16 protein-coding genes are annotated in these 20,098 nt (G+C 71.0%); 10 read left to right on the top strand and 6 right to left on the bottom strand.

Annotation, left to right across the window (positions count from 1 at the left end; genetic code table 11):
- The first annotated feature begins 3 nt into the window (after positions 1-3).
- A complete protein-coding gene (locus tag JHAT_RS30200; protein ID WP_077801460.1) occupies positions 4-2,127 on the top strand; it encodes a PQQ-binding-like beta-propeller repeat protein in 2,124 nt (707 codons plus the stop codon).
- An 11-nt stretch (positions 2,128-2,138) separates the two neighbouring features.
- Here JHAT_RS30200 and JHAT_RS30195 read toward each other — a convergent pair whose 3' ends face one another.
- From JHAT_RS30195 to eccCa, 3 genes are read right to left on the bottom strand one after another with little or no spacing between them, the layout of a single operon-like run.
- Complete coding sequence (locus JHAT_RS30195; RefSeq protein ID WP_077801459.1) at positions 2,139-2,321, bottom strand: hypothetical protein; 183 nt, start codon at positions 2,319-2,321, stop codon at positions 2,139-2,141.
- Between the two features lie 25 nt (positions 2,322-2,346).
- Complete coding sequence (locus JHAT_RS30190; protein WP_077801458.1) at positions 2,347-3,138, bottom strand: hypothetical protein; 792 nt, start codon at positions 3,136-3,138, stop codon at positions 2,347-2,349.
- 37 nt (positions 3,139-3,175) lie between these two features.
- Positions 3,176-7,144, bottom strand: coding sequence for a type VII secretion protein EccCa (gene eccCa, locus JHAT_RS30185; protein ID WP_077801457.1), 3,969 nt, complete (start codon positions 7,142-7,144; stop codon positions 3,176-3,178).
- 257 nt (positions 7,145-7,401) lie between these two features.
- On the opposite strand from eccCa, the gene eccD reads away from it, so the two are divergent.
- Entirely contained in the window at positions 7,402-8,913 is a 1,512-nt protein-coding gene (eccD, locus tag JHAT_RS30180) for a type VII secretion integral membrane protein EccD (protein WP_077801456.1), read from the top strand.
- 96 nt (positions 8,914-9,009) lie between these two features.
- On the opposite strand, the gene JHAT_RS30175 is transcribed toward eccD, so the two are convergent.
- Entirely contained in the window at positions 9,010-9,315 is a 306-nt protein-coding gene (locus JHAT_RS30175; protein ID WP_077801455.1) for a DUF397 domain-containing protein, read from the bottom strand.
- 304 nt (positions 9,316-9,619) lie between these two features.
- Here JHAT_RS30175 and rpsO point away from each other — a divergent pair, with 304 nt between their 5' ends.
- The 5 genes from rpsO to JHAT_RS30150 all read left to right on the top strand — a co-directional run bounded on the left by rpsO (position 9,620) and on the right by JHAT_RS30150 (position 15,070).
- Positions 9,620-9,907, top strand: a complete 288-nt coding sequence (gene rpsO / locus JHAT_RS30170) for a 30S ribosomal protein S15 (RefSeq protein WP_006130415.1) — start codon at positions 9,620-9,622, stop codon at positions 9,905-9,907.
- Positions 9,908-10,237: 330 nt separating this feature from the next.
- On the top strand, positions 10,238-12,457 hold the full coding sequence (locus tag JHAT_RS30165; protein ID WP_077801454.1) for a polyribonucleotide nucleotidyltransferase: 2,220 nt from the start codon (positions 10,238-10,240) through the stop codon (positions 12,455-12,457).
- The gene (locus JHAT_RS30160) at positions 12,454-13,833 is read left to right on the top strand and encodes a pitrilysin family protein (protein ID WP_077801453.1); all 1,380 of its coding nucleotides are present in this window, start codon (positions 12,454-12,456) and stop codon (positions 13,831-13,833) included. The genes JHAT_RS30165 and JHAT_RS30160 overlap by 4 nt, the downstream gene beginning before the upstream one ends.
- 25 nt (positions 13,834-13,858) lie before the next feature.
- Positions 13,859-14,611: a 4-hydroxy-tetrahydrodipicolinate reductase gene (gene dapB, locus JHAT_RS30155; protein WP_077801452.1), complete on the top strand. Its 753-nt coding sequence runs from the start codon at positions 13,859-13,861 to the stop codon at positions 14,609-14,611.
- Between the two features lie 3 nt (positions 14,612-14,614).
- Positions 14,615-15,070, top strand: coding sequence for a hypothetical protein (locus JHAT_RS30150; protein WP_077801451.1), 456 nt, complete (start codon positions 14,615-14,617; stop codon positions 15,068-15,070).
- A 69-nt stretch (positions 15,071-15,139) separates the two neighbouring features.
- On the opposite strand, the gene JHAT_RS30145 is transcribed toward JHAT_RS30150, so the two are convergent.
- Both JHAT_RS30145 and JHAT_RS30140 read right to left on the bottom strand, forming a co-directional pair.
- Positions 15,140-15,694, bottom strand: coding sequence for a PH domain-containing protein (locus JHAT_RS30145; RefSeq protein ID WP_077801450.1), 555 nt, complete (start codon positions 15,692-15,694; stop codon positions 15,140-15,142).
- Positions 15,695-15,807: 113 nt separating this feature from the next.
- On the bottom strand, positions 15,808-16,047 hold the full coding sequence (locus JHAT_RS30140; protein WP_077801449.1) for a hypothetical protein: 240 nt from the start codon (positions 16,045-16,047) through the stop codon (positions 15,808-15,810).
- A 174-nt stretch (positions 16,048-16,221) separates the two neighbouring features.
- On the opposite strand from JHAT_RS30140, the gene thyX reads away from it, so the two are divergent.
- The 3 genes from thyX to JHAT_RS30125 all read left to right on the top strand — a co-directional run bounded on the left by thyX (position 16,222) and on the right by JHAT_RS30125 (position 19,921).
- Complete coding sequence (thyX, locus tag JHAT_RS30135) at positions 16,222-16,962, top strand: FAD-dependent thymidylate synthase (protein ID WP_077801448.1); 741 nt, start codon at positions 16,222-16,224, stop codon at positions 16,960-16,962.
- Positions 16,963-17,173: 211 nt separating this feature from the next.
- Entirely contained in the window at positions 17,174-18,073 is a 900-nt protein-coding gene (dapA, locus tag JHAT_RS30130) for a 4-hydroxy-tetrahydrodipicolinate synthase (RefSeq protein ID WP_077801447.1), read from the top strand.
- Between the two features lie 162 nt (positions 18,074-18,235).
- The gene (locus JHAT_RS30125) at positions 18,236-19,921 is read left to right on the top strand and encodes a ribonuclease J (RefSeq protein ID WP_077801446.1); all 1,686 of its coding nucleotides are present in this window, start codon (positions 18,236-18,238) and stop codon (positions 19,919-19,921) included.
- The last annotated feature ends 177 nt before the right edge of the window (positions 19,922-20,098 follow it).

Below are 20,098 nucleotides of genomic sequence, written 5' to 3'. Positions count from 1 at the left end.
CGCATGGACCCCCTCGGTACCGGAGACCCGATCCGTCTCGGTCCCTACCGCCTCCTCGGTGTCCTCGGAGCAGGCGGTATGGGCAAGGTGTACGTCGGACAGGACGCCGCCGGAGGCCTGGCCGCCGTCAAGGTCCTGCGCCCCGAACTCGCCCACGACACCGACCTCGCCCGGCGCTTCGTCCGTGAGGCCCAGGCCGCGCAGGCGGTGCGCAGCCCCGGTGTCGCGGCCGTGCTGGGGGCTCACACCGAGGCGGCACGGCCGTGGATCGCCACCGAGTTCCTCGCGGGCGTCACGCTCGACCACGCCGTCGACACCTACGGCCCCCTCGACGAACCCGCACTCAGAGCGCTCGCGGCCTCCCTCGCCCGCACCCTCGGCGACATCCACGCGGCGGGCTTCATCCACCGTGACCTGAAACCCCCGAACATCGTCCTCACGTCGGCCGGACCACGCGTCATCGACTTCGGCATCGCCCGGCCCGAACACGGACTCACCCTCACCAGCACCGGCCAGGTGCCGGTCACCCCCGGATACGGGGCGCCGGAGCAGGTGCTCGGGCGACGCGTCGCCCCGTCGGCCGACGTGTTCTCACTGGGCGCGGTGCTCGTGTACGCGGCCACCGGGCGACGGGCCTTCGACGGCGGGCACGTGGCGGAACTCCAGTACCGGGTCGTCCACGGCGAGCCCGTGCTCGACGGCATCGAACCGAGGCTGCGGGAGCTGATCGCCCCCTGCCTGGCCAAGGACCCGGCCGCGCGTCCCACCCCTCCCCAGATCGCCGAGGCCATGTCCGCGCCCAAGGGCGCCGACCGGGTGTGGCGCAAGGGCGAGCTCGCCGACGCCATCAAGCAGCGCGAGGCCGACACCCGTGAGCTGACCAGCCTGGCAGCACGGACGGGCAGCAGCGCCACACCCCCCGTCACCCGCCGCCGTCTGCTCACAGGGCTCGTCACGACGGGCGCGGTGCTGGCTGCGGGGGGCGGTGCGACGGCCTGGTGGTTCGGCAGCCGGGAGGAGGAGACCGCCCGGGCCGGGAAGACCGACCCGTTCGACATCCCACCCGCCGTGCCGACCCCCGAGGAGCCGCTCCTCACGGTCGACCCGGAGGCCACTGCTCTGAGCAAGCCCGCGACCATCTGGTCGCTTCGGGAGGAAGCCGACCCCTTCTCACCGAAGCTCCTGCCGGTGCGGGACGTCATCGTCTTCGGCGCCGCCAGCGGTGGCATCGCGGCCTACGACGTCAAGGACGGCACACGACGCTGGAGCGCGCCGGACATCCAGCTGAAGAGGGGGTATCTGTCCCTCTCGGACCGCCTGGTCGCGGGAGCGGACGACAAAGGCGTGCTGCGCACCTACGTGCCCTCCACCGGAGAAGCACGATGGACCTGCCCCGGGGCCGAGGCGACCTCGCTGCTCGCCGCCGACGACGAGTCGGTGTACGTCGTCACACAGGACGACCGGCTGCGCAGCGTGCGGCGTGCGGACGGCAAGGTCGCGTGGACGGTCACCCTGCCCGGCGACTTCCGCAAGAAGCTCAACGAGTACGCCGTCGTCGGACAGGGCCGGCTGGTCCTCCCGACGACGGACGGCAACATTCTCGTCGTGCGCACCAGCGACGGCCGTCCGATGTGGCGTCGTACCGACCGTGTCGGCGTCTCGATACGCCCCGCCGTCGAGAACGACGTCGTGTACCTGAACGGCAGAACCCTGGACGCGTGCCGCCTCGACGACGGGAAGGTGCTCTGGAGCACGAAGCTCGGCCCGGACGTGGACGCCACGGACCAGTGGGGACCGCCGGTGGTCACCGACTGGGCCGTGTACGCCGTCGGGGACACCTATCCGAGGCGGCTGGACAAGAGCAGCGGCGAAGAGGTCTGGCAGGGGGCTCGCGACGCCTACATCGCCAGCCCCCTGCTGGTGCAGGCGAACAGCGTCTGGTCGGTCGTGGCGGAAGGCACCCCGGAGGACGAGCTGGTCATCACCGCCGTCACGGCCACCGAGGGGAAGGCGGTGTGGCGCTACCTCGTGTCTCCCCTGTTCCAGTACCGCCTGCGCATGGCCGCCGACGGCAACCGCGTCTTCTACCTGAGCGACAGCGCGGTCTACGCCCTCACCTGCTTCTGAACGCCGCGGCCTCAGCCCGGCAGCCGAAGCCCCCTGCACCCGTGCCGCGTCGCCGACCGCTCGGCGAACGTGCGCAGGGCCGAGGACAGGAACTCCTGCGGCGGAGCGGCATAGACCGTCGCATCGATGCCGAACACGGCCAGGACCGTGCTGCCGGGGCAGGACGCCGTCGCCGTGGCGCTGTCCCGCGTCATGCCGGGCCGCGGCCAGTCCTCGTCGTCACCGGCCTTCGGCCGCAGCCGTTGGGCGTACGGGCCGAACGCCGCCCTCAGGGAGCAGACGACCTCGTCGCGTCCCCCCCGTCCCGCCCAGCAGGCAGCGCTCCAGCGGGGCGCTGTCCGACGCCTCGGTCTCCTCGATCCAGTCGATCCAGTCGTCCGGCGCGGAATCCGGCAGCCGGATACCGGCGCACGTACCCGACGCGCTCAGCAGCGCGGTCTTCCCCTTCGGGGGTGAGAGCTCGGGCAGCGAGCCGCCGAAGGCCGCCTCGCACGACGCACGGCCCGCCGCCTCGCGGGCGACGGCCGTGGCGAGTCGTCCCACGGCGTGGCCCTCCTCGACGTTCTCGTGGGACTCGTCGCCCGCGACGCTCACCACCAGGGACGCGTCCTTGTTGGTGCACGGCAGGACGACGCCCGTGTTCCGCAGGTCCGTGAAACCGCGCCAGCCGCCGCCCAGGGGCAGGGGCAGGTGGTCCGGGGAGCCGCCGCCCATCATGCTCAGCATGTCGTCACGCGTGTCCGAGCGGGTCGCGTCGGCGGGGACCAGCCCGACGGACACGGAGAGGTCGGCCACCCGGCACACGCGGAAGGACGTCTCGCCGTACCCGTACTCCCCGTCCCGCGAGAGGCCGGCCCCGGTGTCGAGGCCGGTGAAGACCGCCGACTCCTCGTACGGGATCAGGCCGCCGCAGTACGTCGCGAGCCTGTCCTCGTAGCGCCAGCCCCGGCCGGTGTCGCTGAGGCCGGTACCAGGTGTGGGCGGCGGTGAGGGCGAGGGCCAGGGAAGCACACAGAAGAGCCCGATCTTGCGTATGACCTCCCCCCCCTCAGCTCCCGTCCTCCACCAGACCCACCTGAACCAGCGGCTTCCCCCGGCGTCGGGACACGAACACGCCCCGCCCCGGCGGCATCTGGCGCGGCCGTACCCCGCCGAGCAGATCGCCCTCGGCCGGGTCGCCGCTGAGGACGACGCCCTGGGCGCCGAGTTCCTTGATGCGCTGCATGAAGGCCTCGTAACCGGCGCGGCCCGCGCCCGCGGTGGAACGGGCGATGATGAAGCGCACGCCGACGTCCCGGGCGAAGGGCAGCATCTCGGTCAGGCTCGCCAGCGGGTTGCCGCTCGACGTGGCCACCAGGTCGTAGTCGTCGACGACGACGTAGATCGTCGGGCCGTTCCACCAGCTGCGGTCGCGCAGCTGCTCCGGGGTGACGTCGGCGGTCGGGGTACGGCGCTGCATCAGCTCGGCGAGCGCGTCCATGTGGTGCTGCATCTGGTTCGACATCGGCACGTACTCGGCCAGGTGCGAGGACGGGGTCACGCCCAGCAGGGAGCGCCGGTTGTCGACGACGAACAGCTTGCACCTGTCCCCGTCGTAGCGCTCGGTGATGCGCTGGACGAGCAGCTTCAGCAGGTTCGACTTGCCGGACTCGCTCTCGCCGAAGATCAGGAAGAACGGGTCCTGGTCGAAGTCCACGAACACCGGCTCGAGGTTGTCCTCGTCGAGCGCGAAGGACACTCCGCGCCGGGGGAACCGGTCGCCGGGCGGCAGCTGGTGCGCCGGGAACTCCCTCGGCAGCAACCGCACCGCGGGGGCGCCGGGCTGCTGCCAGTGCCGGGAGACCTCGGTGGCGAGCGCCTGCGTCGCCTCCGCCAGGTCCGTGTCCGAGGACAGGCCGTCGATGCGCGGCACCGCCGCCATGAAGTGCTGCTTCTGCGGCGTCTGGCCCCGGCCGGGCACGCCCGTCGGCACGTTGGCCGCGACCTTGCGGTCGAACTCGGAGTCCATGGGGTCGCCGAGCCGCAGTTCCAGCCGGTTCCCCAGCTGGTCCTTGACGTTGCTGCGGACCTCCATGGACCGGGACGCCGTGAGGATCAGGTGGATGCCGTAGCCGAGACCACGCGCCGCGATGTCCAGGACGTACGGCTCCAGGGCGTCGTAGTCCGTGCGGAAGTTCCCCCAGCCGTCGATGACCAGGAAGACGTCGCCCCAGGGCTGATCGGTCACGGAGATGTCGCCCCGCGCGCGGCGGCTGCGGAACTCCGCGATGGAGGAGATGCCCGCGGTGCGGAAGTACTCCTCGCGGCGGGTCATGACGCCGTACACCTCGGCCGCCGTACGCCGCACCTTCTCGGGGTCGAGGCGTGAGGCCACACCGCCGACGTGCGGCAGGCCCGCCACGGCCGACAGACCGCCACCACCGAAGTCCAGGCCGTAGAACTGCACCTCGTGCGGGGTGTGGGTGAGGGCGAAGGAGGCGATGATCGCGCGGAGCAGCGTCGACTTGCCGGACTGCGGGCCGCCGAGGATCTGCATGTGGCCGGCCGCACCGCTGAAGTCCACCCACAGCGGGTCGCGGCGCTGCTCGTACGGCTTGTCGACGAGGCCGACGGGTACCACCAGCCGGCCCGCGCCCTCGTACCCGGGCTGGGTCAGGCCACGGCCCGGCACCTCCGCGAGGCCCGGCAGCAGCGTGTCCAGCGACGGCGGGCTGTCCAGCGGCGGCAGCCACACCTGGTGGGCGGCCGGTCCCTGCGCCTCGAGGCGGCGCACGATGACGTCGAGGACCGTGTCGGCGAGCGCCTCGTCCGGCTCCTCCCGCGTCTCCTCGCGCTGCGCGGGCACCGGCAGGTACTGCACCGGCACCTGGGCGGCGGTGAACAGCACGGGCCGGCGGTCGACCGGGAGCGGACCCCCGTAGGACGCCGTCTGCTGGGCGCTCGTGCGGTACACGCCCGAGACGTACGCGGCCTTGAAGCGGACCATCTCGTCCGTGCCGAACTTCAGGAAGCCGGAACCGGGGACGTTCGGCAGTTCGTAGGCGTCGGGAACGCCGAGCGCGGCCCGCGACTCGGCCGCCGAGAAGGTACGCAGACCGATCCGGTACGACAGGTAGGTCTCCAGGCCGCGCAGGCGGCCCTCCTCCAGCCGCTGCGAGGCGAGCAGCAGGTGCACGCCCAGCGACCGGCCGATGCGGCCGATCTGCACGAACATCTCGATGAAGTCCGGCTTGGCCGTGAGCAGTTCGCTGAACTCGTCGATCACCAGGACGAGGGACGGAATGGGCTGCAGCGCGGCACCGGCGGCGCGGGCCTTCTCGTACGCGTGGATGTTGGCGTAGTTGCCCGCGTCGCGGAGCATCTCCTGGCGGCGGTTGAGCTCACCGCGGATCGAGTCGCCCATCCGGTCGACGAGGGTCAGGTCGTCCGCGAGGTTGGTGATGACGGCCGCCACGTGGGGCATCTGCGCCATGCCCGCGAAGGTGGCACCGCCCTTGAAGTCCGCCAGCACGAAGTTGAGGGTCTCGGAGGAATGGGTGACGGCGAGGCCGAGGACCAGCGTGCGCAGCAGCTCGGACTTTCCGGAACCGGTCGCACCGACGCACAGGCCGTGCGGGCCCATGCCCTCCTGCGCCGCCTCCTTCAGGTCGAGCATCACGGGCCGGCCGTCCTCGCCGACGCCGATCGGCACCCGCAGCCGCTCCGACTGCGAGCGGGGCCGCCAGGTGCGCCGGGTGTCGACGGAGGCCGCGTCCCCCAGGTTGAGCAGGTCGGTGAACTCCAGGTTGGCGAGCAGCGGTTCGTCGTCGTCCCCGCCCGACGCCATGCGCAGCGGCGCGAGCTGCCGCGCCAGGGCCTCGGCGGCCTCGTACGACAGGCCGTCGGGCGTGCCCTCGTAGACCATGCCGTGCGCCGACTCCAGGCGCAGTTCCTTCGGGTGGACGACGATCGAGAGGTCACCGCGCCCGCTGGTGAGACTGCCGGGCACGACCTCCAGCACCGTGACGCCCTGGATGCCCTCCGGGCTCGCCAGCAGCGACGTCGGCGGCAGCGAGACCCCGTCGAGCACGACGACCAGGTGCGGCTGGTCGGGCACGGGCTGCCCGTCCGGGTGGAAGCGGGGACGTCCCTGGAGCCGGTCGGCGAGCAGGTCCTCCAGCTCCATCGGGTCGGTCGTGATCAGACGGGTGCTGCCCGCGCCGTCGGCGGCGCCCCGGGACTGCACGTGCGGCAGCCACTTGCCCCACTCCCACTCCCCGGCGGTCTCCCGGCCGGTGGCGACGGCGATGACCAGGTCGTCGGGGGAGTGCAGCGAGGCGAGCGAGGCGGTGACGGCGCGGGCGGTGGCGCGCACGGTGCCCGGCTCGCCGCTGACCGTCACGTGGTAGAAGGCGCGCAGCGAGATCGCCATCGGCAGGTCGTCGAGGGTGCTGTGCGTGGCCAGGAAACGCTGCATGGCGCCCGTGGTCAGCGGCTCCAGCTGGTCGACCGGGGCCGTCTCCGGGGGGATCAGGGGAGTGGCCAGGGCCTGCGGGCCGAGGCCCACCCGTACCTGACCGAAGTCCTCGTCACCGGCGCGCCGTTCCCACACCCGGCTGCCCTCGGCGACCAGAGCCCACAGTTGCTCCGGTGAAGGATGCAGGTAGTACTGGGCGTCGCGCTGCACCTGCGCGGTCGTCTGGGCGGACTTGCGGGTCTGGGACAGGTAGCGCAGGTAGTCCCGGCGCATGTCGGCCATCTGCCCCTGGCTGCCCCGGCGGTAGCGGACCAGCATCGCGATGCCCATGGCGATCGTCGAGGCCACCATCACCATGCCCATGATCTTCATGAACGGCTGGGCCTGCGGATTGAAGAAGAAGACCACGGACCCGCCCATGCCGAGCATGGGCAGGAGTTGCATCAAGGCGCCTTCCTGCTGCCCCCGCGGGAGTTCGGGCGGTGGCTGCAGCACGACTTCCTGCGTGGGCACGTCCTTCGGCAGTGCCCGTGGTGGGCGCTTGACGACGATGTGGCTCACTTCGCACCAATTCCCTTGCCCGGCTGATCCGTTCCGCCCGCCGCCCCGTGTCCGGCGCACGTCGATCGCGAAGGGCGATCCTACTGACTCCCGTCGTCGGCGGCGGACGATAGGGTGCCCGGGAGACGTGTGAACAGTTGCGAATCGGCCGGGGACCGCGACGGCGTGGAACGGCCGCGCACGATGGCCGCCGGTGGACGAGGCGCAACGCTATCGCGCCGGCCCGTATTACCGACGAGGGGGAACAGCAGGTGAGCATGACGGCCTCCGCGCCGGCCGGCGCGGCCGGCGGACCGGGCAGCACAGTCCCGGCGGGGTCAGGCACGGGACTCGGCTTCTGCCGGGTCACCATCGTGGCTCCCGACAGCCGCATCGACGTGGCACTGCCCGACGACGTACCGGTCGCCGACCTCTACCCGGAGATCCTGCGGTTCTCCCGGCAGAGCCCCGCCGAGGGCGCACCGGTCGGCTACCACCTCGTGCGCCGTGACGGCACCGTCCTCGACAGCGCCCGGTCCTTCGCGGCCCAGCGCATCCTGGACGGGGAACTGCTCACGCTGCGGCCCTTCGCGGAATCACTGCCCCCCGCCGTCATCGACGACGTCTCGGAGGCGGTCGCCTCGGCCGTCACCCGCGACCGCGCCCTCTGGGACGGCGAGCTCACGCGCACCGCCGGACTGATCGGGGCGGGCATCCTCCCCGTGCTGCTCGCCTTCGTGGCGTGGAGCTCCCAGGTCCGCCACGACATGCACGGCCTGCAGGGCATCATCGCCGCGGTCACCGGTGTCCTGCTGACCACGTTCGCGTGTGTCCGCGCCCGTGTGTACGACGACCGCGGCTCCGCGGTCGCCCTGGGGCTGGGCGCTCTGCCGAACATCGCCGTGGCGGGTTCGGGACTGGTCCCGCTCGCCGACGGCCAGGGCATCGGACGGCTCCAGTTCCTGCTCGCCTGCGCGGCGGTCCTGGTCGCCTCCGTCGTGCTGATGCTCGTGTCGCCGGGCGGTGACAGTCCCTTCGTGGCGTTCGTCTTCTCCGCCACGATCGGTCTGCTCACGACCTTCGTCGCGATGCTGACGCATCTCGAGCCCAGGGAGACGGCCGCGATCTGCGCCCCCCTGTCGGTGTGCGCCCTGGCCTTCCTTCCCGGCCTGTCCATGCGCTTCGCCCGACTGCCCATCGGCTTCGAGCCGCCCAACGGCTCGCGCGGCACCTACACGACGGACGAGACGGTCTCCCCGGAACCCGTCGACACCGAACGCGTCGCCGCGCAGGCCCGCCGCGGTCACGAACTCCTCGCGGGACTGGTCGGCGGCTGCGCGCTCGTGTCGGTCGGCGCGGCGACCGTCCTCAGCTTCTCCGACAACGTGTGGGCCCAGCTCCTCGCCCTGGCCACCGGGATCGCGATGCTGATGCGGGCCCACCTGTTCCGGTACACCGCGCAGGTCGCCGCGACGCTGGCCGCCGGACTCGGCTGCCTCGTCTTCCTCGGACTCGGGCTCGCCATGAACCCGCCGGCGGAGTACTGGCGCGACGCGCTGCAGGGCGACAGCGCGGCCCTCGACATCCGCAGTGTCTGGCTGGCGGCGGCCGTCGGCGTGGCCGTCGTCCTGGTCACGGCGATCGGCCTGATCACCTCCCGGCGCGGCGTCACCCCCTTCTGGGGCCGCTTCACGGAGATCGCCGAGGCCTTCGTCCTCCTGACCCTGATTCCCCTGGCGCTGGCGGTGTTCGACGTCTACGCCTCGGCGCGGTCGATGACGAGCGACTGACGACCTCTTCCCGGGCCGAGGGCCCGGGGGAGCGGGGCGCGCACCCGCCGCCCCGGTCCGGCAAGGGGCGGCGCACACCGTGCCGCCCCGTCCGTCTCACCCGGCGCCGTTGCCCGGCGCCGGCTCCAGGTCGAACTCCCCGTCCCGCGCCCCCAGCACGAAGGCCCGCCACTCCGCCTCCGTGTACCGCAGCACGGTGTCCGGGTCGAGCGACGACCGCATGGCCACGGCGCCGCCGGGCAGGTAGGCGATCTCGACCCGCTCCTCGTGCTCCTCGGTGCCGGGCGCGCTGTGCCACTCGACACCGGAGATGTCGAGGGAGTACAGCTCGTCCCTCTCCCGCTCCTTGCGCGCCCTCGGATCGGCGTTCTCGGTGTTCCCGGCGTTCTCGGCGTCGGCCATCGGGGCTCGGTCCTTCCTGCGGTGCCAACGGGATGCGCGGTCACCCTACTTCCCGGGGTTCTCCCAGCTCAGCGGTTTGCCGATGTTCGTACCGGCAGGAGTGACGGCACGGCCGGCGGGCCCGCGGACGGAGGCGTCCGACCAGGCTGGTACGCTGTGTGACGGCCGTTCGTGTACGCGCCCCCGGAGCCCAGCGCCCTGGAGGCCGCGCCCAGCGGATCCCCGCCTTCCGAGTCACGGAAGATCCCCCGAGACGCAGACCGGGGGCACTCGAAGGCCCGTCACAGACCAAAGAGGAGTACGCGTGTCGCTCGACGCCGCCGTCAAGAAGCAGATCATCTCCGAGTTCGGTACCAAGGAGGGCGACACCGGCTCCCCCGAGGTCCAGGTCGCCCTGCTGTCCCGTCGGATCTCCGACCTGACCGAGCACCTCAAGACGCACAAGCACGACCACCACTCGCGCCGTGGCCTGCTGATCCTGGTCGGTCAGCGCCGCCGGCTGCTGCAGTACCTCGCCAAGAAGGACATCCAGCGCTTCCGTGCGCTGGTCGAGCGCCTCGGCATCCGCCGCGGTGCGGCGGGCGCCAAGTAAGACGCCGTGGAGGGAGCGGTTCCCATCGTTCGGGGGCCGCTCCCTTTGCTGTACGTGCGAGGTGTCACCGCCGCTTTGTAGTGTGGTAGCACAACACAGGACGTACGACACGGCGTGCCGGGTACCCGCCCGTACAGGCGGGGCACGGCACGCACACCGAACGAAACGAGGAGAAGCGCGCCTCGCCGCCGCCGGTCCTCGGTAGTGGCCCCCGGGTGAAGAACCCCGGGTGCTTCGATCGAAGACCGGCCCGCACAGGACGGAGCGCTTCTCCGCCACCGTCCCCCCGCCACACGGGCGAGGAGGGACGAGGACGAGGAGAAAACACTAGTGGAGAACGAGACCCACTACGCCGAAGCCGTGATCGACAACGGCACGTTCGGCACCCGCACCATCCGCTTCGAGACGGGCCGCCTGGCCAAGCAGGCCGCCGGCTCCGCCGTGGCCTACCTGGACGACGACACCATGGTGCTGTCGGCCACCAGCGCCTCCAAGAACCCCAAGGACCAGCTCGACTTCTTCCCGCTCACGGTGGACGTCGAGGAGCGGATGTACGCGGCCGGCAAGATCCCCGGCAGCTTCTTCCGCCGCGAGGGCCGGCCGTCCGAGGACGCCGTCCTCACCTGCCGTCTCATCGACCGCCCGCTGCGCCCGTCCTTCAAGAAGGGCCTGCGCAACGAGATCCAGGTCGTCGCCACGGTCATGGCGCTCAACCCCGACCACCTGTACGACGTCGTGGCGATCAACGCCGCCTCCGCGTCGACGCAGCTGGCCGGTCTGCCCTTCTCCGGCCCGATCGGCGGCGTCCGCGTCGCGCTGATCCGCGGCCAGTGGGTCGCGTTCCCGACGCACACCGAGCTCGAGGACGCCGTCTTCGACATGGTCGTCGCGGGCCGCGTCCTGGAGGACGGCGACGTCGCGATCATGATGGTCGAGGCCGAGGCCACCGAGAAGACCATCAAGCTGGTCGAGGGCGGCGCCGAGGCGCCCACCGAGGAGGTCGTCGCCGCCGGTCTGGAGGCCGCGAAGCCCTTCATCAAGGTGCTGTGCCGCGCCCAGTCCGACCTCGCCGCCAAGGCCGCCAAGCCGACCGGCGAGTTCCCGATCTTCCTCGACTACCAGGACGACGTCCTGGAGGCGCTGACCGCCGCGGTCAAGCCCGAGCTGGCCCAGGCGCTCACCATCGCCGGCAAGCAGGAGCGCGAGGCCGAGCTGGACCGCGTCAAGGCGCTCGCCGCCGAGAAGCTCCTGCCGGAGTTCGAGGGCCGCGAGAAGGAGATCTCCGCCGCGTACCGCGCGCTGACCAAGTCCCTGGTCCGCGAGCGCGTCATCAAGGAGAAGACCCGCATCGACGGCCGCGGTGTCACCGACATCCGCACCCTGGCCGCCGAGGTCGAGGCCATCCCGCGGGTCCACGGCTCCGCCCTGTTCGAGCGTGGCGAGACCCAGATCCTGGGCGTCACCACCCTCAACATGCTCCGCATGGAGCAGCAGCTGGACACCCTCTCCCCGGTGACCCGCAAGCGCTACATGCACAACTACAACTTCCCGCCGTACTCCGTCGGCGAGACCGGCCGCGTCGGCTCCCCGAAGCGCCGCGAGATCGGCCACGGCGCCCTCGCCGAGCGCGCCATCGTCCCGGTGCTGCCGACGCGCGAGGAGTTCCCCTACGCGATCCGCCAGGTGTCCGAGGCCCTCGGCTCCAACGGCTCGACGTCCATGGGTTCCGTCTGCGCCTCCACCATGTCGCTGCTGAACGCCGGTGTGCCGCTCAAGGCCCCCGTCGCCGGTATCGCCATGGGCCTGATCTCCCAGGAGATCAACGGCGAGACGCACTACGTCGCCCTCACCGACATCCTCGGTGCGGAGGACGCCTTCGGCGACATGGACTTCAAGGTCGCCGGCACGAAGGACTTCGTGACCGCCCTCCAGCTCGACACCAAGCTGGACGGCATCCCGGCCTCCGTCCTGGCCGCCGCCCTCAAGCAGGCCCGTGACGCCCGCCTCCACATCCTCGACGTGATGATGGAAGCGATCGACACGCCGGACGAGATGTCCCCGAACGCGCCGCGGATCATCACGGTGAAGATCCCCGTCGACAAGATCGGTGAGGTCATCGGCCCCAAGGGCAAGATGATCAACCAGATCCAGGAGGACACGGGCGCCGAGATCACGATCGAGGACGACGGCACGATCTACATCGGTGCCGCCGACGGTCCGGCCGCCGAGGCCGCCCGCACCACGATCAACGGCATCGCCAACCCGACGATGCCCGAGGTCGGCGAGCGCTACCTGGGCACCGTCGTGAAGACGACGACCTTCGGCGCGTTCGTCTCCCTGCTGCCCGGCAAGGACGGCCTGCTGCACATCTCGCAGATCCGCAAGCTCGCCGGCGGCAAGCGCGTGGAGAACGTCGAGGACGTCCTCGGCGTGGGCCAGAAGGTCCAGGTCGAGATCGCCGAGATCGACTCCCGCGGCAAGCTCTCCCTGATCCCCGTGATCGAGGGCGAGGAAGGCGACGAGACCAAGAAGGACGACGCCGACCAGTGACGTCCCGTGGCTCCCGGCCGACGGCCCGCACCTCTTCGGAGGCGCGGGCCGTCGCCCGTACCCAAACACTGATCCAGGGCGCGAACGGCATCGGCACGGTCCGCAAGACCACCCTCCCGGGCGGCCTGCGCATCGTCACCGAGACCCTGCCCTCGGTCCGCTCGGCGACCTTCGGCATCTGGGCGCACGTCGGCTCCCGCGACGAGACCCCGGCCCTGAACGGCGCCACCCACTACCTGGAGCACCTGCTCTTCAAGGGCACGTCCCGCCGGTCCGCCCTGGACATCTCCTCCGCCATCGACGCGGTCGGCGGCGAGATGAACGCGTTCACGGCGAAGGAGTACACGTGCTACTACGCGCGCGTGCTCGACACCGACCTGCCGCTCGCCATCGACGTCGTCTGCGACATGCTGACCGGCTCGCTCATCCGCGAGGAGGACGTCGACGTCGAGCGCGGCGCCATCCTCGAAGAGATCGCGATGACCGAGGACGACCCCGGCGACTGCGTGCACGACCTGTTCGCGCACACGATGTTCGGCGACAACGCCCTCGGCCGCCCGGTCCTCGGCACGGTCGACACGGTCAACGCCCTCACCGCGGACCGCATCCGCCGCTTCTACCGGAAGCACTACGACCCGACCCACCTGGTGGTGGCCGCCGCCGGCAACATCGACCACAACAAGGTCGTACGCCAGGTCCGCGCCGCCTTCGAGAAGGCCGGGGCCTTCAAGGATCCCGTGGCCGCGCCCATCGCCCCGCGCGAGGGCCGGCGCACCCTGCGCACCGCGGGCCGCGTCGAGCTGATCGGCCGCAAGACCGAGCAGGCCCACGTCATCCTCGGCATGCCGGGCCTGGCCCGCACCGACGAGCGCCGCTGGGCGATGGGCGTCCTCAACACCGCCCTCGGCGGCGGCATGTCCTCCCGCCTGTTCCAGGAGGTCCGCGAGAAGCGCGGCCTGGCCTACAGCGTGTACTCGTACACCTCGGGCTTCGCCGACTGCGGCCTCTTCGGCGTGTACGCGGGCTGCCGCCCCTCCCAGGTCCACGACGTGCTGAAGATCTGCCGCGACGAGCTCGACCACGTCGCCGAGAACGGGCTGTCCGACGACGAGATCGGCCGCGCCGTCGGCCAGCTCCAGGGCTCCACCGTCCTCGGCCTGGAGGACACGGGCGCGCTGATGAACCGCATCGGCAAGAGCGAACTGTGCTGGGGCGAGCAGATGTCCGTCGACGACATGCTGGCCCGGATAGCCTCGGTCACGCCGGACGACGTCCGTGCGGTCGCCCGCGACGTCCTGGGCCGCCGGCCGTCCCTGTCGGTCATCGGCCCGCTGAAGGACAAGCAGGCGTCCCGGCTGCACGACGCCGTCGCCTAACCCCTCCGGTAAGGAAGCAACAGACATGAGCAAGCTGCGCGTGGCCGTCCTCGGCGCCAAGGGTCGGATCGGCTCCGAGGCGGTGCGGGCGGTCGAGGCCGCCGAGGACATGGAACTGGTCGCCGCCCTGGGCCGCGGCGACGCGCTGGACGCGCTGACCGACAGCGGCGCCCAGGTCGCGGTCGAGCTGACCACCCCGGCGTCGGTCATGGACAACCTCGAGTTCTGCGTGCGCCACGGCATCCACGCCGTCGTCGGCACCACGGGCTGGACCGACGAGCGCCTCGCGCGGCTGAACGGCTGGCTCGACGCCTCCCCGGGGACGGGCGTGCTCATCGCGCCCAACTTCTCCATCGGCGCCGTCCTGACCATGAAGTTCGCGCAGGTCGCCGCCCCGTACTTCGAGTCCGTCGAGGTCGTCGAGCTGCACCACCCGAACAAGGTCGACGCGCCCAGCGGCACCGCCACCCGCACCGCGCAGCTCATCGCCGAGGCCCGGCAGAAGGCAGGCGTCGCTCCGGCGCCCGACGCCACTGCCACCGCCCTCGACGGTGCCCGCGGCGCGAACGTGGACGGCGTCCCGGTGCACGCGGTCCGCCTGCGCGGCCTGCTCGCGCACCAGGAGGTCCTGCTCGGCGGCGAGGGCGAGACCCTCACCGTCCGGCACGACTCCCTGCACCACAGCAGCTTCATGCCGGGCATCCTGCTCGGCGCCCGGCGCGTGGTGACCACTCCGGGCCTCACGTTCGGCCTGGAACACTTCCTGGACCTGGGCTGAGCCGTGCGCGCGAAGATCTCCTACGCCGTCACGGCCGCCGTCCTGGTCTTCTACTTCGTCCTGGTCGGCAGCCGCGGGGTGATGCTCATCGAGGCCGGCACCCCCCTCACCGTCGCCCTCGGCGTGGCGGTGCTGGTGCTGCCGGTGATCGGCTTGTGGTTCCTGTGGAAGAACACCCAGTTCGTCCGCCGTGCCAACCAGCTCGCCGCCGAACTCGACGCCGAGGGCGGACTGCCCGCCGACGAGCTGAAGCGCACTCCCAGCGGCCGCATCGACCGCGACTCGGCCGACGAGGTCTTCGCCCGCCGCAAGGCCGAGACGGAGGCGGCCCCGGACGACTGGCGCAGCTGGTTCCGGCTCGCCGTCGCCTACCAGGACGCCCGCGACACCCCGCGCGCCCGCAAGGCGATGCAGCGGGCGATCGCCCTGCACGACCACCGACAGGTCGAGACCGCCTGAGACAAGCGGAAACGCCGGTGGCCCGGCCCGCGGACGCGGACCGGGCCACCGGCGTTTCCGTGCTCCGGCTCAGCCCCGCCGGTACTCGTCGGCCCACGCCTCCACGGTGTCGGCGGCCCGGTCGAAGGCTTCCGGCCGGGCGAGGAAGTCCGCGTTGTGGCTGGTCATCAGCGCGGGCACGGCGTCGCCCGCCCGACCCTGCCGGGCGAGGAGCAGCGCCTGCCCCTGCACCGTGCGCGGCAGGCCCAGCCACCGGACCGGCTGCTGCACCGTCCGCACGTCGGCCACCTGCTGCCAGGCCACCGTGCGAGTGGTGAAGAACCCCACCTGACGCACTCCGTGCGCGCTCACCCAGACGCCCATGCGCAGCAGCCGCAGGGCGCAGGCGATCACGACGAGGGCGACACCGAAGACCACGGCGGCCGAGGACGGCGCATCCGTCACCGCGATGATGACCGCCGCGAACAGCACGAACGAGGCGAGCAGCAGCATCAGTGCCGCCGCCCCCACCCGCCAGGGCCCCGGCCGGTAGGGCCGACGCCACTGGTCGCGGTCGTCGTACGGCAGCGGGACGTCCTCGACCGCGTCGAAGGCGCGGTCGGCCGTCAGGAAGGGCAGGGGCACGGCTGGTCCTCACTCGTCCATGGCGTGTGCTGTGCCCGGTGAGGTTACCGATCTGTGTGCCCGGTCACCACCTTCGGGGCCCCGGACGGAGTCAGGACCGGCCGTATGCCGTCTCAGCGCCCGTCGGACGCCTGCGACTGCTGCTGCTGCGACGAGGGCTGGTCGGCCGACAACGCGGGCATCCCGATCATCAGGGACCCCACGAGCCCGGCGACCACGGTGAGCCCCAGCAGCCAGCGCCCGGCCAACTGGCCGAGGGACGCCCGCTCGCGGGGCGGGGGAGTGACATTGCTGCGGAACCTGTCGGCTTCGGCGACGAAGGCGAACGGCACGGGTTCACGCCGGCGGATCATCGGAGGTGCGTCTCCCTTCAGGGATCAAGCGAATCGCTGTTACTCATACAGACGAACGAACGCCCCCGCGGGTGCCCTGTTTCACCGACTTCATCGTGGCACGGCACCGAACGCCCCGTTCGACGGGTCGTAGAGTGGCCTCGCCAAGCGACACAATGGGAAGGCCCTCCACCCGTGACCGACACCCCCGCCGACGATTTCAAGATCGACCTCCGCAGCGACATCACCGTCGAACTGGTCAAGAGCAGCGCGACCGACTCCGACGTCCTGTTCGCCGCCCGCGTCTCGACCGTCGGGGAGCAGTCCCTGGACGAGCTGAAGAAGGACCCGGAGCGCTCGAAGGGCCTGATCAACTACCTGATGCGGGACCGGCACGGCAGCCCGTTCGAGCACAACTCGATGACCTTCTTCATCAGTGCCCCGATCTTCGTCTTCCGCGAGTTCATGCGGCACCGCGTCGGCTGGTCCTACAACGAGGAGTCCGGCCGCTACCGGGAGCTCCAGCCGGTCTTCTACGTGCCGGGCGCCGAGCGCAAGCTGGTCCAGCAGGGCCGCCCGGGCAAGTACGTCTTCGTCGAGGGCACCGCCGAGCAGCACGAGCTGGTGAGCCGCTCCATGGAGGACTCCTACCTCCAGGCCTACCGGACGTACCAGGAGATGCTCGCCGCCGGCATCGCCCGCGAGGTGGCCCGCTCGGTGCTCCCCGTCGGCCTGTACTCCTCGATGTACGCCACCTGCAACGCGCGCTCGCTGATGCACTTCCTCGGTCTGCGCACCCAGCACGAGCTGGCGAAGGTGCCGTCCTTCCCGCAGCGGGAGATCGAGATGGTGGGCGAGAAGATGGAGGAGGAGTGGGCGCGGCTCATGCCGCTCACCTACGCCGCCTTCAACGCGAACGGTCGCGTGGCGCCGTAACGCGTCCCGAATGCCCGGCCGGGCACAGATGTACGCATCAGCCACCCGAAGTGTCCCGATTGCGGCGTTTGGAGAAGTTCATCTAGCCTGATCAAAGGGACCCGGCACTGCCTGAACCCCCGAGCAGGCAGTGCCGGGCTCCACCTCCGTGCCGATCTGCCGCCTCCCCCGAGGGCAGACCCCGCCCTGAGCAACGAGTAGCGTGTAACCCATGGCTCCGACCTCCACTCCGCAGACCCCCTTCGGGCGGGTCCTCACCGCCATGGTCACGCCCTTCGCGGCGGACGGCGCACTCGACCTCGACGGCGCGCAGCGGCTCGCCGCCCACCTGGTGGACGCAGGCAACGACGGCCTGATCATCAACGGCACCACCGGCGAGTCCCCCACCACCAGCGACGCGGAGAAAGCGGACCTCGTACGAGCCGTCCTGGAGGCCGTCGGCGACCGCGCCCACGTCGTCGCCGGAGTCGGCACGAACAACACCCAGCACAGCATCGAGCTGGCCCGCGCCGCCGAGCGCGCCGGCGCCCACGGCCTGCTGCTCGTCACGCCGTACTACAACAAGCCCCCGCAGGAGGGCCTGTACCGCCACTTCACGGCCATCGCCGATGCCACCGAGCTGCCCGTCATGCTCTACGACATCCCCGGCCGCAGCGGCGTCCCGATCAACACGGAGACGCTCGTCCGCCTCGCGCAGCACCCGCGGATCATCGCCAACAAGGACGCCAAGGGCGACCTCGGCCGCGCGAGCTGGGCCATCGCGCGCTCCGGTCTCGCCTGGTACTCCGGCGACGACATGCTGAACCTCCCGCTGCTCTCCGTCGGCGCCGTCGGCTTCGTCTCGGTCGTCGGCCACGTCGTCACCCCCGAGCTGCGCGCCATGGTGGACGCCTTCGTCGCGGGCGACGTGCAGAAGGCACTGGAGATTCACCAGAAGCTGCTCCCGGTCTTCACCGGCATGTTCCGCACCCAGGGCGTCATGACCACCAAGGCGGCGCTCACCCTCCAGGGTCTGCCCGCGGGCCCCCTGCGCGCGCCCATGGTCGAGCTCACGGCGGAGGAAACCGAGCAGCTCAAGATCGATCTTGCTGCCGGCGGGGTACAGCTCTGACAACGGACTTCGCACCACCGCACCGCCAGGTGTCACCACGGCTTCACAACTGAATACGCAGGCCACCGGTGCCTGCACCCCACCACGACAACTGCTTCTGCACGAACGTCACGCGCGCCACGTGCCCACCGGTACGTGGCGCGCGTGGTTGAGGAGAGTCTTTTGAGTCATCCGCACCCTGAACTGGGCCGTCCCCCGGCGCTCCCCGCAGGCGGCCTCCGGGTCACCCCGCTGGGAGGCCTCGGCGAGATCGGCCGCAACATGACGGTCTTCGAGTACGGCGGCCGCCTGCTGATCGTCGACTGCGGAGTGCTCTTCCCCGAGGAGGAGCAGCCCGGAATCGACCTGATCCTGCCGGACTTCACGTCCATCCGGGACCGCCTCGACGACATCGAGGGCATCGTCCTCACGCACGGCCACGAGGACCACATCGGCGGTGTCCCCTTCCTCCTCCGCGAGAAGCCGGACATCCCGCTGATCGGCTCCAAGCTGACCCTCGCCCTGATCGAGGCCAAGCTCCAGGAGCACCGCATCCGTCCGTACACCCTGGAGGTGGCGGAGGGGAACCGCGAGCGCATCGGCCCGTTCGACTGCGAATTCGTCGCGGTCAACCACTCGATCCCGGACGCGCTGGCCGTCGCCATCCGCACCCCCGCGGGCATGGTCGTCCACACCGGCGACTTCAAGATGGACCAGCTCCCGCTGGACAACCGCCTCACCGACCTGCACGCCTTCGCGCGCCTGAGCGAGGAGGGGATCGACCTCCTCCTCGCCGACTCGACGAACGCCGAGGTCCCGGGCTTCGTCCCGCCCGAGCGCGACATCTCCAACGTCCTGCGCCAGGTCTTCGCCGGCGCCCGCAAGCGGATCATCGTGGCGAGCTTCGCCAGCCACGTCCACCGCATCCAGCAGATCCTGGACGCCGCGTACGAGTACGGACGCCGGGTCGCCTTCGTCGGCCGCTCCATGGTCCGCAACATGGGCATCGCGAGGGACCTCGGATATCTGAAGGTTCCGCCGGGCCTGGTCGTGGACGTCAAGACCCTCGACGACCTGCCGGACAGCGAAGTGGTCCTGGTCTGCACGGGCTCCCAGGGCGAACCGATGGCGGCCCTGTCCCGCATGGCCAACCGGGACCACCAGATCCGCATCGTCGACGGCGACACGGTGATCCTGGCGTCGTCCCTCATCCCGGGCAACGAGAACGCGGTCTACCGCGTGATCAACGGCCTGACCCGATGGGGCGCCAACGTCGTCCACAAGGGCAACGCCAAGGTGCACGTCTCGGGCCACGCCTCGGCCGGCGAGCTGCTGTACTTCTACAACATCTGCCGCCCGAAGAACCTGATGCCGGTCCACGGCGAATGGCGCCACCTGCGGGCCAACGCCGAACTGGGCGCCCTCACCGGCGTCCCGCACGACCGCATCGTCATCGCCGAGGACGGCGTCGTCGTCGACCTCGTCGAGGGCAAGGCGAAGATCTCCGGCAAGGTCCAGGCGGGGTACGTGTACGTCGACGGACTCTCCGTCGGTGACGTCGGCGAGCCGGCCCTCAAGGACCGCAAGATCCTCGGCGACGAGGGCATCATCTCGGTCTTCGTCGTCATCGACTCCTCCACCGGAAAGATCACCGGAGGCCCGCACGTCCAGGCGCGCGGCTCGGGCATCGAGGACTCGGCCTTCGGTGACGTCCTGCCCAGGATCACGGAAGTCCTGGAACGCTCGGCCCAGGACGGCGTCGTCGAACCCCACCAGCTCCAGCAGCTGATCCGCAGGACCCTCGGCAAGTGGGTGTCGGACAAGTACCGACGCCGGCCGATGATCCTCCCTGTGGTCGTGGAGGTCTGACGGCCCGTCGGTCGCCGGACCGCGCGAACCCGGAGCGGGGCGCCCCGATTTGCATCGGGGCGCCCCGCTCCAGTACGTTTACAACTCCGCTCGGGCGGGCACCCCATCCACTTCGTGGACTGGAGTCGCCCCGGAGGGCGGGAAATCCGGCTCGGAACTTCTGATAAAGTCGGAACC

The organism is Streptomyces sp. JHA26 (assembly GCF_002005565.1).
In the GTDB taxonomy this organism is placed as follows: domain Bacteria; phylum Actinomycetota; class Actinomycetes; order Streptomycetales; family Streptomycetaceae; genus Streptomyces.
Note: the sequence above shows the minus strand (reverse complement) of the source record. Positions and strands in the feature narration are given on the sequence as shown.